At 68.9% G+C, this 13,423-nt stretch carries 14 protein-coding genes; 7 read left to right on the top strand and 7 right to left on the bottom strand.

Annotated elements, in window-relative coordinates; translation table 11 throughout:
* Nucleotides 1-80 precede the first annotated feature (80 nt).
* The 4 genes from paaI (at nt 81) to BC102111_RS10375 (ending at nt 4,226) form a co-directional block, all read left to right on the top strand.
* Nucleotides 81-611 carry a hydroxyphenylacetyl-CoA thioesterase PaaI gene (gene paaI, locus BC102111_RS10390; protein WP_232252532.1) on the top strand — a complete coding sequence of 177 codons (531 nt, stop codon included), beginning with the start codon at nt 81-83 and terminating at the stop codon, nt 609-611.
* Nucleotides 612-715: 104 nt separating this feature from the next.
* Nucleotides 716-2,011, top strand: coding sequence for a phenylacetate--CoA ligase PaaK (paaK, locus tag BC102111_RS10385; protein ID WP_180960618.1), 1,296 nt, complete (start codon nt 716-718; stop codon nt 2,009-2,011).
* Between the two features lie 56 nt (nt 2,012-2,067).
* Nucleotides 2,068-2,778: a TetR/AcrR family transcriptional regulator gene (locus tag BC102111_RS10380; protein WP_101624270.1), complete on the top strand. Its 711-nt coding sequence runs from the start codon at nt 2,068-2,070 to the stop codon at nt 2,776-2,778.
* A gap of 89 nt (nt 2,779-2,867) precedes the next feature.
* On the top strand, nt 2,868-4,226 hold the full coding sequence (locus BC102111_RS10375; protein WP_101624269.1) for an MFS transporter: 1,359 nt from the start codon (nt 2,868-2,870) through the stop codon (nt 4,224-4,226).
* Between the two features lie 100 nt (nt 4,227-4,326).
* Here BC102111_RS10375 and paaZ read toward each other — a convergent pair whose 3' ends face one another.
* Nucleotides 4,327-6,360: a phenylacetic acid degradation bifunctional protein PaaZ gene (gene paaZ / locus BC102111_RS10370; protein WP_101624268.1), complete on the bottom strand. Its 2,034-nt coding sequence runs from the start codon at nt 6,358-6,360 to the stop codon at nt 4,327-4,329.
* A 227-nt stretch (nt 6,361-6,587) separates the two neighbouring features.
* Entirely contained in the window at nt 6,588-7,118 is a 531-nt protein-coding gene (locus tag BC102111_RS10365) for a P-loop nucleotide/nucleoside kinase family protein (RefSeq protein ID WP_101624267.1), read from the bottom strand.
* Between the two features lie 331 nt (nt 7,119-7,449).
* On the opposite strand from BC102111_RS10365, the gene BC102111_RS10360 reads away from it, so the two are divergent.
* The 3 genes from BC102111_RS10360 to BC102111_RS10350 all read left to right on the top strand — a co-directional run bounded on the left by BC102111_RS10360 (nt 7,450) and on the right by BC102111_RS10350 (nt 10,647).
* The gene (locus BC102111_RS10360; RefSeq protein WP_101624266.1) at nt 7,450-8,790 is read left to right on the top strand and encodes an MFS transporter; all 1,341 of its coding nucleotides are present in this window, start codon (nt 7,450-7,452) and stop codon (nt 8,788-8,790) included.
* A 121-nt stretch (nt 8,791-8,911) separates the two neighbouring features.
* Entirely contained in the window at nt 8,912-9,637 is a 726-nt protein-coding gene (locus tag BC102111_RS10355; protein WP_101624265.1) for a class I SAM-dependent DNA methyltransferase, read from the top strand.
* On the top strand, nt 9,634-10,647 hold the full coding sequence (locus BC102111_RS10350; RefSeq protein ID WP_101624264.1) for a serine/threonine dehydratase: 1,014 nt from the start codon (nt 9,634-9,636) through the stop codon (nt 10,645-10,647). Before BC102111_RS10355 ends, BC102111_RS10350 begins: the two co-directional genes overlap by 4 nt.
* On the opposite strand, the gene BC102111_RS10345 is transcribed toward BC102111_RS10350, so the two are convergent.
* From BC102111_RS10345 to BC102111_RS10325, 5 genes are all read right to left on the bottom strand, one after another.
* On the bottom strand, nt 10,640-11,053 hold the full coding sequence (locus BC102111_RS10345) for an NUDIX domain-containing protein (protein ID WP_101624263.1): 414 nt from the start codon (nt 11,051-11,053) through the stop codon (nt 10,640-10,642). The two genes, BC102111_RS10350 and BC102111_RS10345, sit on opposite strands and share 8 nt — an antisense overlap.
* Nucleotides 11,050-11,244, bottom strand: a complete 195-nt coding sequence (locus BC102111_RS10340; protein ID WP_101624262.1) for a hypothetical protein — start codon at nt 11,242-11,244, stop codon at nt 11,050-11,052. The genes BC102111_RS10345 and BC102111_RS10340 overlap by 4 nt, the downstream gene beginning before the upstream one ends.
* Before the next feature lie 101 nt (nt 11,245-11,345).
* Nucleotides 11,346-11,528, bottom strand: coding sequence for a hypothetical protein (locus BC102111_RS10335; RefSeq protein ID WP_009379686.1), 183 nt, complete (start codon nt 11,526-11,528; stop codon nt 11,346-11,348).
* Between the two features lie 182 nt (nt 11,529-11,710).
* Nucleotides 11,711-12,526 carry an ABC transporter ATP-binding protein gene (locus BC102111_RS10330; protein WP_101624261.1) on the bottom strand — a complete coding sequence of 272 codons (816 nt, stop codon included), beginning with the start codon at nt 12,524-12,526 and terminating at the stop codon, nt 11,711-11,713.
* A gap of 193 nt (nt 12,527-12,719) precedes the next feature.
* A complete protein-coding gene (locus BC102111_RS10325) occupies nt 12,720-13,301 on the bottom strand; it encodes a dihydrofolate reductase family protein (protein WP_101624260.1) in 582 nt (193 codons plus the stop codon).
* Nucleotides 13,302-13,423: the final 122 nt, after the last annotated feature.

The following is a 13,423-nucleotide window of genomic DNA, read 5'->3' as shown; positions in this document are numbered from 1 at the left end:
TCGTTTATTCCGATCCCGTGTCGCACGTCGGATCGGGCGACGGAGGCAGTGCATCGCATCGGTGCGAGGAGGAACCTGACATGGGAGAGACGACCACAACGACGACGGACACCAGTTCCGGCGCGGCTCCCTCACAAAACACCCATGCCGATCCCACGGCGACTCCCTCCTCTGCCTCCGTCGCCCCCGGCATCGGGAACGAAGCACATACCGGCGCGGCCGCGATGTACGCGAACGACCGCGCCTCCCAGCACCTCGGCATCACCCTCGACGATCACGGCCCCGGCTGGGCGCAGTGCTCGATGACGATCACCGACATCATGGCCAACGGCCACGAGATCACCCACGGCGGCTACATCTTCCTCTTCGCCGACACGACGTTCGCGATGGCCTGCAACTACCCCGGTTCGGTCACCGTCGCCTCGGGCGGGGACATCACCTTCCTCAAGCCGACCCGCGTCGGCGACGAACTCGTCGCCCACGGCCGCGAGATCGTCAAGCAGGGCCGCGCGGGCATCTACGACGTCGAGGTCAAGCGCGGCGATGAGATCGTCGCGGTCTACCGCGGACGCTCCCGCACCCTTCCGGCACCGAAGCCGGCCACCTCCTGACCCTCACCGCGGACCACGCTCACCCGGCGTCTCCCGCGTCGCGCCCCCACCTCGGCGCTTCCTGACTCGACACCTCACCTGCACGGATTCCCAAGGAGACGATGATGACCACGACCGACAGCGACGCCGGTCCGACGATGAGCCTCGACGAGCTGCGCGCCGATCAGCTCGCCAACCTCAAGACCACGGTGGCCGCCGTGTACGAGAAGGTGCCGCACTACCGGAAGGCCTTCGACGACCTCGGCATCACCCCCGCCGACATCACCAGCCTCGACGACATCGCGAAGCTGCCGTTCACGAACAAGCAGGACCTGCGGGACAACTACCCGTTCGGACTCTTCGCCGTCCCGCGTGAGGACGTCGCGCGCATCCACGCCTCCTCCGGCACCACCGGCCTGCCCACCGTCGTCGGGTACACGCAGAACGACCTCGACGTGTGGAGCCGACTCATCAAGCGCTCGATCCTCGGCGCCGGCGGCAGGCCGGGACAGATGCTCCACAACGCCTACGGCTACGGCTTGTTCACCGGAGGCCTCGGCGTCCACGGCGCGGAACGCCACGGCTTCACCGTCGTCCCGATCTCCGGCGGCCAGACAGAGCGCCAGGTCCAGCTCATCCAGGACTTCAAGCCCGACATCATCACGGCCACCCCGACCTACCTGCTCACGATCCTCGACGAGTTCCACAAGCAGGGCATCGACCCGACCTCGACGAGCCTCAAGGTCGCCATCTGCGGCGCCGAACCGTGGACGGACGAGATGCGCCGGGAGATCGAGCGGTCCTTCGCGATCGACGCCGTCGACATCTACGGCCTCTCCGAGGTCATGGGCCCCGGCGTCGCGTGCGAATCCGCCGAGACCAAGGACGGCCCGACGATCTGGGAGGACCACTTCTACCCCGAGATCGTCGACCCCTTCACCGGTGAAGTCCTCCCCGACGGCGAGGAGGGCGAACTCGTCTTCACCTCGCTGACGAAGGAGGCGCTGCCGATCATCCGCTACCGCACCCACGACCTCGCGAGCCTCCTGCCCGGCACCGCGCACCCGAACTTCCGCCGCATCTCGCGCATCACCGGCCGCTCCGACGACCTCATCATCATCCGCGGCGTCAACGTCTACCCCGCCAACGTCGAATCCGTCCTCTTCGAGTTCGAGCACTTGAGCCCCCACTTCCAGCTCGTCCTCACCCGTCCCGGGCGGATGGATGAGGTCACCGTCGAGGTCGAATGCCGCGAGAACGTCGGCGCCGTCGAACGTGAGGGCCTCGACCGCCGCGTGGCCGCCCGGATCAAGGAGCGCCTCGGCGTCTCCTCGACCGTCGACATCAAGGACCCCGGTTCCCTGCCGCGCTCGGTCGGCAAGCTCAAGCGCATCATCGACCGTCGCGAGAACATCCGCTAGGTCCGCTGTGACTCGGATCGCGGCACCGCCGGCTTCCGCTGATTAGACTGATTCCCATGTCCAAGAGCCCGTCACCTGCACAGACTCCGTCGACCGCGACGGAGTCCGTCGCCGGTGACCTCGCCGAGGCGGGAGCTGGGTCCGGATCCGCCGCCGAGGCGGGGGTCGGGTCGGAGCCGAAACGGACCCGCCGCGGTCGTCCCGGCTACGACCGGGAGACGCTCATCAACAAGGCGACCGAGGTCTTCGTCTCCCGCGGCTACGACGGCACGTCGATGGACACGGTCGCCCGCGAGCTGGGGATCACGAAGTCGGCGATCTACCACCATGTGAAGTCGAAGGAGGAGCTGCTGCGGCTGGCGATCAACCGCGGCACCGACGCTCTCGCCTCGGCGGTGGAGTCCGAATCCCACCGGCAGGATCTCAGCGCCCTCGAGCGCCTGCGCCACGCCGTCCACTCGAGCGTGCTCATTCTCATCGAATACCACCACTCGGTCACCCTGCTCCTGCGGGTGCGCGGCAATTCCGCGGTCGAACGCGATGCGCTCGAGCAGCGGCGGCAGATCGACATGAAGATCCGCGCGCTCGTCACCGCGGCGATCGAGGAGGGCGGCGTCCGCGCCGACTTCCCGCCGGGCCTCGTCACCCGCCTCCTCTTCGGCATGGTCAACTCGATCACCGAGTGGTACCGCCCGGGCTATCCCGTCGACCCCGAGACCATCGCCGAGGCGGTCACCGCGATGGCCTTCAACGGCCTCGCCGAATAGGACCTGCCGAATAGAGCGCGCACACGCGCCCGTGCGATTGGGGCCGCCGACAGTGCTGATCACGGTCGTTTCCGGCGTACTCTGACAGGGTGACTTCTCAGATCCTCTGGATTGCCGTCCTCGCGTCCTTCGTGGCGTTCCTCGACGGCACGATCGTCAACGTCGCCCTGCCCGCGATCGACCGCGAGCTCGGCGGCGGGCTCGTCACCCAGCAGTGGGTCGTCGACGGCTACTTCATCACCCTCGGTGCCATCATGCTTGTCGCCGGCTCCATCAGCGACGCCTACGGCCGCAGCCTCGTCATGCGCATCGGCCTCATCGGTTTCGGCATCGCCTCGGTGATCATCACCGTGGCCCCCGACCCGCTCATCCTCATCATCGCGCGGATGCTCCAGGGAGCCGCGGGAGCCTTCCTCGTCCCGAGCTCGCTCGCGCTCATCAGCGCCCACTTCTCCGGCGTCGCCCGCGCCAAGGCCATCGGCACGTGGACGGCGCTGACGACGGGGGCGATGATCGTCGGCCCGCTCATCGGCGGCGTCCTCGTCGACTTCGCGAGCTGGCGGTTCGCGTTCCTCATCAATGTCGTCCCCATCGCCGTCACCCTGTGGCTCCTGCGCACCGTGCCCGATCCTCCCCGGCAGACGAAGCCGCACATCGACATCCTCGGCGCGGTCCTCTCCATCCTCGGACTCGGCGGACTCGTCTTCGGTCTCATCGAACAGCCGCGGCTGGGATGGGGGCATCCGGCGATCCCCATCACCCTCCTCGGCGGGGCCGTGCTCTTCGTCCTCTTCCTCCTCCGGCAGAAGCGGGTGACCGACCCGATCCTCCCGCTCGACCTGTTCCGCGCGCGGAACTTCTGGGTCGGCAACATCACGACGACGCTCATGTACGGGGCGCTCTCGCTCAACGGCTTCGTCCTCGCCATCTACCTGCAGGAGCAGGCGGGGCTGTCCGCGACGGCCGCGGGTCTCGCGAGCCTGCCGACGACGATCATGATGATCCTCTTCAGCTCCACCGCCGGGCGCCTGTCCGGCAGCTGGGGCCCGCGGCTGTTCATGGGCGTCGGACCGATCCTCATGGGTCTCGGGTCGCTCATGCTCCTCCTCGTCAGGGAGGACTTCAACTACTGGTGGCAGGTGCTGCCGGCGATGATCGTCTTCGGCCTCGGGCTCGCCGCGACCGTCTCACCGCTGACGGCGACGATCCTCGGCGCGATCGAGGAGGAGCGCAGCGGGATCGCCAGCGCCGTGAACAATGCGATCTCCCGCGTCGCAGGGCTCATCGCCATCGCGCTCGTCGGCACGGTCGTCGGCGGCACCCTCGACCTCAGCGGCTTCTACCGCGCCGCCGTCTTCGTGTCCGTGCTCCTCATCGCCGGCGGGCTCGTCTCGCTGGTGGGAATCCGGAACCCGGCCGTGCCCGCCCCGGAGGACTCGCGCCCCTGACTGGGCTGACCACCGACGCAGCGAGTCGAGGACGCTCAGTGTCGATAATGCTCAGCAGAATCGACACCGCACGTCCTCGACTCGAGGAGTCAGCGCCCCCTCACTCCTTGGCGACGAGGGTGAGGACGTCGTAGTTCGCGACGGGTTCGCCGTCCTGATTGACGACCTCGGCGTCCCAGCGGACCTCGCCGTACTCGTCGGTCTCGCGCGGGGTGATGCGCTTCGCAGTGAGCGTCACCTTGAGCTTGTCCCCTGGTGAGACGGGCGTGACGAAGCGCAGCCCCTCGAGGCCGTAGTTCGCGAGCACCGGCCCGGGATCCGGCTGGACGAAGAGTCCCGCGGCGAAGGAGACGATGAGGTACCCGTGGGCGACGCGGCCGGGGAAGAACGGGTTCGCCGCTGCCGCCTCCTCGTCGGTGTGGGCGTAGAACGTGTCGCCGGTGAACTCGGCGAAGTGCGCGATGTCCTCGAGGGTGACCTCGCGCCACTCCGACTCCAGGGCATCCCCGATCTTGAGATCGGCCAGAGACTTCGTGAACGGATGCTCGCCGAGGTGGCGCTCGGCTCCCGCGACCCACTCCCCGCCGATCGCGGTGAGCATGTCCGGAGAGGCCTGGATCGCGGTGCGCTGCATGAAGTGTGTGATGCCCCGCAGCCCGCCCATCTCCTCGCCGCCTCCGGCCCGGCCGGGACCGCCGTGGACGAGGGTGGGCAGCGGGGAGCCGTGCCCCGTCGACTCGTCGGCGTCGTCGCGGTCGAGGACGAGGATGCGCCCGTGCCAGGGAGCGACGGCGCGGACGAACTCCGCGGCGAACGCCGGGTCGTGGGTGACGACCGAGCCGACGAGGGACCCGCGCCCGCGAGCGGCGAGGTCGACCGCCTCGGCGAGGGTGGAGTACGTGATGAGTGTGGTCACGGGACCGAAGGCCTCGACGTCGTGGACGGCGTCGACCCACGGATCGTCGGCCTGGAGGACGGTCGGGGCGACGAACGCCCCACCGAGGGAGGACGCGAGATCGTCCGAGGCCTCGCGGCCGCCGGTGAGGAGGTGGGCACCGCCGGCGATGATCTCATCGACGGCGTCGAGGACGTCATCACGCTGCTTCGTCGAGATGACCGGGCCGAGTCGGGTCGACTTCTCCCGCGGGTCGCCAGCGGTCACGGTCGCGAGCTTCGCGGTCAGGGCCTCCCCGACGGCCTCGGCGTGCTCGGCGGGAACGAAGGTGCGCCGGATCGCGGTGCACTTCTGACCGGCCTTGACGGTCATCTCGGCGACGACGCCGTCGACGAAGAGGTCGAACTCGGGCGTGCCGGGGGCGGCATCGGGACCGAGGAGGGAGAAGTTGAGGGAGTCCGCCTCGGCGAAGAAGCGGGTGCCGCGTTCGGTCACGCAGTCAAGGGACGCGAGTCGGCGGGCGGTGCCGGCTGACCCGGTGAAGGCGATCGTGTCCTGCTCGGCGAGCAGATCGAAGAGCGGGGTGATATCGCCGGTGACGAGCTGGATCGCGCCTTCGGGCAGGAGTCCGGAGGCGAGCATGTCGGCGACGACGGCGCGGGTGAGGTGCGCGGAGTCGGTGGCGGGCTTGACGACGACGGGGACGCCGGCGACGAACATCGGGGCGAACTTCTCGAGCATGCCCCACACGGGGAAGTTGAAGGCGTTGATCTGCAGGGCGAGGCCCTGCCGGGAGGTGAGGATGTGGCGGCCGACGAAGGTGCCGTTCTTCGACAGGCGCTCGACCCCGCCGTCGAGGAGGACGGTCGAGTTCGGCATCTGCCGCCTCGCGACGCCGGAGTACGTGAAGAGGGTGCCGATGCCGCCTTCGATGTCGACGAAGGCGTCGCGCTTCGTCGTGCCCGTGGTGAAGGAGATCTCGTGGTAGTCCTTCGCCCGTTCCATGAGGTACGCGCCGAGCTGCTTGAGGATGACCCCGCGCTGGTGGAACGTCAGCTTCCCGAGCTCCCGGCCCCCGACCTCACGGGCGAAGTCGGCAACCGCGGTGAAGTCGATGCCGGCCGAGGAGACGCGGTGGAGGAGGTCCCCGGTCGTCGAGTCGCGGACGTCGCGCGCGTCGGCGGCCTCGCTCGGGGTGTGCCAGGCACCGGCCGCGTAGGAGCTGAGGGTCTCGGTCATGGGGGGCCTCCCGTTGTCGGTTGGTCGCTCGAAGCCGCTCAGCCTCGTCGCCGCTGTCCTGCTGCGGCCCGGACGCATCCGGGCTCGCCGATCAGTCCATATACTAACCAATTGGTCGGTAATTGTCATCGGGTGCTGAGGGCGGTTGCACCCGCCTGCCACGACGCCATCACGACCCTGATCCGCGGAATGCCATCGCAGAGCTTCCAATGCGACGACAATGGGCCCTACGCCACGGGAATCCCAAGCGCGTCTCGCACCTGCGCGAGCACCTCGGGACCCGACACTGCATCGGAAGTGCTGCTCGTGTCGACTCGCACGATCGGACCCAACGCGAGCGGAGCGCTGCGTCGCCACAGATCCACGTCGTTCGGATCGTCTTCGTGGATGCCGTGGCGGTCGCGGTTCTCGTACCGCTCGACGGCCTCGTCGACCGGAGCATCGCACCACACCTCGACCACCGTCTCAGCTCCGGCGACCCTCAGCCCGTCCCTGACGGTCTCGAGATCGCGCTCACGGGCCCAGAACGACTCGACCACCACCGTGTCGTCGACCAGGGCGGCCAGTCGCCATGTCACCGTGTTCGCCAGCTCATGGACCGGTCCCCTGGGGAAGCGGTAGTCAACGGAATCGACGAGGCGTTCGAGCACTTCGTCCACGGACAGGAACGGAACACCTGCCGCCTCGGCGAGTTCGGCACCAAGCGTTGACTTGCCCGATGCGGGGATCCCATTCACCAGGATCACTGCTGTTGCCATTGTCCATCCTCTCCACTGCCCGCGGTCACACTCTCGGTGACGGTCCCGGTCACGACAACCCTACGGAGCGAACGCAGGAAAACTGCGCATTCGACCGTCTGCAATCGGCGCGCCCCGCCAGTGGCGCGGGTCACCCTCGTCGGCTATGATCAAGCGCATTAACTGACCAAACAGTCACCAAAGGTCGACCCGAGGACACACGGCGGGCACAGCCGCCCGCCGGAGAGCACCCACCCAAGCTCGCTGGAGAGCACAGCCGCTCCCCGCACAGCACCCGCACTCGCCCCAGCGTCGACCTGACGGACTTCGGATTTCGACGGAGAGATCAGCCATGTCCACCGCCTCACCCACGTCCTCGACGATCACGCGCGAGGAGCGCAAAGTCCTTGCGGGCACCCTCGTCGGCACCACGATCGAGTGGTATGACTTCTTCATCTACGCCCAGGCAGCGGGCCTCATCCTCTCGGTGCAGTACTTCGGCCCGCTCGCCGCAGACAACCCGGCGCTCGGCCAGATCATGGCGTGGGCGTCGCTGGGCATCTCATTCCTCTTCCGACCGCTCGGCGCGATCATCGCCGGCCACCTCGGTGATCGGATCGGGCGCAAGCGGATGCTCGTCCTCACGCTCATCCTCATGGGGGCGGCGACCTCGCTCATCGGCCTGCTGCCGACCTACGCGGCCATCGGCGTGGCCGCGCCGATCCTCCTCACCCTGCTGCGCATCCTCCAGGGCTTCTCGGCCGGCGGCGAATGGGGCGGCGCGGCACTGCTCTCCGTCGAACACGCCCCCGACGACAAACGCGGCATCTTCGGGGCCTACCCGCAGATCGGCGTCCCCGTGGGCATGATCCTCGCGACCGGCGTCATCTGGATCCTCACCACCGTGCTCACTCCGGAGCAGTTCGCGAGCTTCGGCTGGAGGATCCCGTTCCTCTTCTCCGTCGTCCTCGTCATCGTGGGCTACTACATCCGCAAGCAGGTCGAGGAGAGCCCGGTCTTCGCCGAGCTCGCCGAACGCCGCGCCGAGTCCTCGGCTCCGCTGGGCACCCTGTTCCGGAAGAACACGAAGGAGGTCGTGCTCGCCGCGGTCATCTTCATCGGCAACAACGCCGTCGGCTACATGATCATCGCGTTCTTCGCCGCGTACGCCTCCCGTCCCCTCGCCGAGGGCGGCATGGTCGGCCTCGACCGCGCCCCCGTGCTGCTCGCGACGACGCTCGCGAGCTTCGGCTGGCTGATCTTCACGATGTGGGGCGGGGCGCTCTCCGACCGACTCGGTCGCGTCCGCACCTTCCAGATCGGCTACATCCTCCTCATCCTCTGGCTCATCCCGACGTTCCTCATGATCGATTCCAAGAGCATCTGGATGTACGGCATCGGCATCTTCGTCCTCACCGTCGGCATGGGGCTCAGCTACGGCCCGATGTCGGCGATGTACGCGGAGATGTTCCCGCCGCAGGTCCGCTACTCTGGAGTGTCGATCGGGTATGCGCTCGGCGCGATCCTCGGCGGGGCGTTCGCCCCGACCATCGCCGAGACCCTGCTCGCGAAGACCGGCAACTCCCTGTCGATCGCGATCTACCTCATCATCGTCTGCGTCATCTCCCTCATCGGCGTCAGCCTCGTCAAGGAGACGAAGGGAAACCCCCTCGGCGTGCCCAAGCACCACTGAGTCATTGGACTCATCCCCTCGCCGAGGCGGCCGACCGTAACCGCGCAGCCTCGGTGAGGGTGATCGCCCACCTCGCCGAGGCGGGCAGGCGTCGTCACGCCCCCTTTGCTAGCCTGAGCGCATGGTCGACAGCGATGTCTGGACACGTGAGCAGGCGCAGAACTACGACGATGCCGAGGATCCGATGTTCGCCCCGGCGCTCCTCGCGGCGACGACGGCCTTCCTCGCCGAGGCGGCGGCCTGGGGAAGCGCCGTCGAGTTCGCGATCGGGACCGGGCGGGTCGCGATCCCCCTGCGCGAGCGCGGAGTCCCGGTCACCGGCATCGAGCTCTCGGAGCCGATGGCCGAACGCCTCCGGCAGAAGGCGCCCGGCATCCCGGTGACGATCGGCGACATGACGACGACGCGCGTGTCCGAAGGGAACTCGCTCGTCTACCTCGTCTACAACACGATCGGCAATCTCGTCACCCAGGACGCGCAGGTCGCCTGCTTCGCCAACGCCGCCTCCCATCTGCGTCCGGGCGGACGCTTCGTCGTCGAGAACACCGTCCCGCCCCTGCGACGGCTGCCGCCGGGCCAGACCGCTGTCCCCTTCGACGTCACCGACGAGCACGTCGGCTTCGACACCCTCGACCCCGTCACGCAGCGGGCGACCTCGCACCATCTCACGAGGGACGGCGCAACCTTCCGCTATTCGCCGCACCATTTCCGCTACGTGTGGCCCTCCGAACTCGACCTCATGGCCCGCCTCGCCGGACTCGAACCCGAAGGGCGCTTCGCCGACTGGGAGAGGACGCCGTTCACCGCCGAGAGCCCCTCACACGTCTCCGTCTGGAGGAAGCCGTGACGCACCCTGACCCGCTCACCTACCCCGACATCGAAGCGGCCGCCGAACGGATCACCGGTCGCGTCCGCCCCCTCGCGGTCGCCTCGGCGCAGCCAGGACGCCGCCCGCACGCGGAGACGGACACGGGCGCGACGTGGGTCGCTCCCCCGACGAGCGACCCCGAGGCCTCGGGTCTCTACTTCGCGCTCGAGTTCATGCAGTACACGGGGACGTTCAAGGCGCGCGGGGCGCAGAACTTCATCCGCGCCCACCTCGCCGAGGGGACGTTCCCCGATGCGGGCGTGACGATCGCCTCCGGCGGGAACGCGGGGCTCGCCTGCGCATGGGCCGCTGCGGAGGCCGGGGTCCCGGCGACGGTGTTCGTCCCCGCGAACGCCCCGACCGTCAAGGTCGATCGGCTGCGCTCGTACGGTGCCGAGGTCCGGCAGGTCGGAGCCGAGTACGCCGAGGCGGCGCTGGCGTGTGCGGAGTTCGCGGAGTCCTCGGGGGCTCTGTCCTCGCACGCATACGACTACCCGCTCATCGCCGCAGGGGCGGGGACCGTGTTCACGGAGCTGCTCGCGCAGGTGCCCGATCTCGACACCGTCGTCGTCTCCGTCGGCGGGGGCGGACTCTTCGCGGGTGTCGCGACGGCGGCGACGTTCCACGGGGTGCGAACGGTCGCCGTCGAACCCGTCGGCAGCCGCGCCTTCAATGCCGGACTCGAGGCCGGCCAGCCCGTCGACGTCGCCGTCGACTCGGTGGCGGCGGATTCCCTCGGGGCGCGGCGGGCCACTCCCCTGGCGCTGGACGCCGCGCAGACCGATCTCGTCACCTCGGTGCTCGTGGATGATGAGGAGATCATCGCGGCACGCCGACATCTGTGGGCCGACCATCGTCTCGTCGTCGAACATGCCGCGGCAGCCGCGCTCGCGGGGATCCGCAGTGCGGAGGGCTATGTGCCCGAGCCCGGTGAGAAGGTCGGTGTCGTCCTCTGCGGGGCGAACACGGGCTTCGACGGGCTCACCTAGCCGCGGTGCCGGGCCCGAAGACCTCGGCTCGGCGGAGGTAGCCGGCAAGGTCGTGGGTGAGGTCGAGGGCATCGAGTTCGGCCTCGGCGAACCAGCGCGCCTCGGCGGCGTCGTCGCCGGCGGAGAGCTCACCGCCGGTGACGGTGGCTGCGAAGTCGTGGACGTCGTACTCGACTCCGTCGCCGATCGGGATCGTCAGCGACCAGAGCTCGCGGCCGATCTCGACGCGCAGCCCGGTCTCTTCGTACGCTTCCCGGGCGGCCGCCTCGGCGAAGGACTCACCGGGTTCGCACTTGCCTCCGGGCACGGACCATCGTCCCTTGTCGGGGTTCCTGCCGCGCTGGACGAGGAGCACGCGCGACCGATCGTCGACGATGACGACGCTGGCCGCGCGGATCGTCGTCACGGAGTCGGGCGCTGCCGATCCTGCGAACGGAAGGCGCCCTTGATGAAGCCGAAGACGATCGCGGCGACGGCGATGACGATGACCGCCTTGACGAGGAACCACGCGATCGAGAACACGGCGCTGACGATCCACCACGCGATGATGATCGCGAGGATCGCGCCGAGGGCGCTCCAGACTGTGCTCATCTTCATGGCTCCAGCCTAGGTCTCGGCTGCACCGATCTGCAACGGAGCCGCCCGCAATGAGCCGACCCGCACTGCGGCGGTCGGGTCACCGCACTGAGGCGGCCCGCTCACTCCTCCTCGTCGGCGCGGGAGGCCGGGTCGAGCCCGTCCTTGCGCCGTTCGTCCTGCGAGCCCTGGTCGTCGACGTCGCCGTCGGTGTCGGCGAAGACCTCGTCGCGCATCTCCTGGCGGGCCTTGTCCTGCTCGAAGCGGTCCTCGCGCAGTTCGTCGTTGTCCTTGTGATGTCCCATCGGGTCCTCACTTCCCTCGACCGGCGGGCGACGCTCGCCCGTCCCCACAGTCTGCCCGTCTCTGGGCGTCCGCACCAGACCCCCTTGTCGGGGAATCACGACCCTGTGTCGGCGATCCCCGTGTCAGACAACGGCGGTGTCCCCGGCAGACCACGGCGGCGTCCGCTCGCCTGAAGGCGACTCTAGACCACGGCACTGCCCGCGGCCGGCATCGTCCGCACCGCTCGCGCCGACCAGCGGCCGTCTGCGTGGCCGACCTCGATCGGGTGCTCGAAGGCGGCGGAGACGGCCTCTGTGGTGAGCACCTCGGCGATCGGGCCGTTGGCGGTGAGCCGACCGCGGGAGATGAGCACGGCGTGCGTGGTCGTCTCGGGGATCTCCTCAAGGTGATGGGTGACGAGCAGCGTCGTCAGCTCCGGCGAGCTCACCGACAGGGCGTCGATGGTCTCGAGCAGCTGCTCGCGGGCGGCGACGTCGAGGCCCGTCGTCGGTTCGTCGAAGAGGAGGAGTTCGGGCGCCGAGACGAGAGCGCGGGCGACGAGCACGCGACCCCGCTCGCCCTGGGAGAGGATCCGCCACCCGGCGTCGGCCCGGGAGGCCAGACCCACCTCGGCGATCATCGCTTCGGCACGCGCGATCTCCTCAGGGTTCGCCTCCCACCGCAGAGGCCGCTCGATCGTCCCGGTCACCCCGGTGAGGACAACGTCGCGGACGGTGAGGTTCGACCGCAGCGGATGCCGGGGATTGACGTGCCCGATGTGCCGTCGCAGGGCCGCGAGCTCGACCCTGCCCATCCGCCTGCCGAGGACGTCGACCGTGCCCGAGGTCGGGAACACCTGCGCCGAGGCGAAGCTGAGCAGCGTCGACTTCCCCGCCCCGTTCGGTCCGAGGAGGACCCAGTGCTCGCCGCGGTCGATCCGCAGGTCGATGCCGTGGAGGATCTGCGTCTGCCCGCGTCGGAACGTCACCTCGCTGAGGTCGAGGACCGCCTCACCCACGTCGTCTCCTTCGCATCGTCGGGATCGCCGCGACCCGGATGGGGCCGCGTTCGTCCGGGCAGTGGCACCCGGGACCGGACGATGCGAGTCTAGGACGGAACCGCGCCGAGGCGGCCGGACCACCCGGACGCTGAGTTCCACATCATGGATCGGATGGGGTCGGTCCCGCCGAGGCAGCCCACGATTCCCGTCGTCAGTGCAGGTGAGGACGGTAGATGAGTTCCTGTGTGCGCCCGTCGAGGGTGCGGGAGTAGAGGAGTTCGAGGTCGAAGTCCTCGGTCCCGTCGAAGATCGGCTCGGTGCCGGTGCGGCCGGTGAGCGCCGGGAAGATCGTCACCTGGAGACGGTCGACGAGTCCGGCCGCCATGAGGGAGCGGTTCATCGACAGACTCCCGTGCGAGCGCAGCGGGACATCGGACTGCTCTTTGAGCCGGGCGACGACGTCGACGGCATCGCCGCGCACGAGAGTGGCCTCCGGCCAGTCCAGGGGCTCCTCCAGCGTGTTCGAGATGACCGTCGTCGGCAGGTTCCGCATCTCTGTGACCCACGGGTCGAAGACGTCGTCGCCCTCGCCGGCTGACGCGACCATCGCCGCGAACGCCCGGTACGTGTTCGCGCCGAGAACGAGCCGCTGGTCGCCGGAGTACTCGCCGAGGCGCTCCTCGAGGAGTTCGGGTCCCTGCTTGCCCCAATAGCCGCCCCAGTCCGCGTCCTCGGTGACGCTCGCCCGCGAGTCGAGGCTGCTGAAGACATCGAACGTGTACGTGACGGTCATGGTTCCTCCCGAATCCGCGGTGGTTCGAGAATAGTCCTCGAACCGGCACAAAGACAGGGTGGCCTGATATTGATCGGTCCCCGCTCACCATGCGGCCTCCGTGCTGCCGGATGCGGAGGCAC

It is taken from the genome of Brevibacterium casei CIP 102111, assembly GCF_900169275.1.
Classification (GTDB): Bacteria; Actinomycetota; Actinomycetes; order Actinomycetales; family Brevibacteriaceae; genus Brevibacterium; species Brevibacterium casei.
The sequence above is the reverse complement of the archived record's forward strand: the minus strand, read 5'-3'. Positions and strand labels throughout refer to the sequence as shown.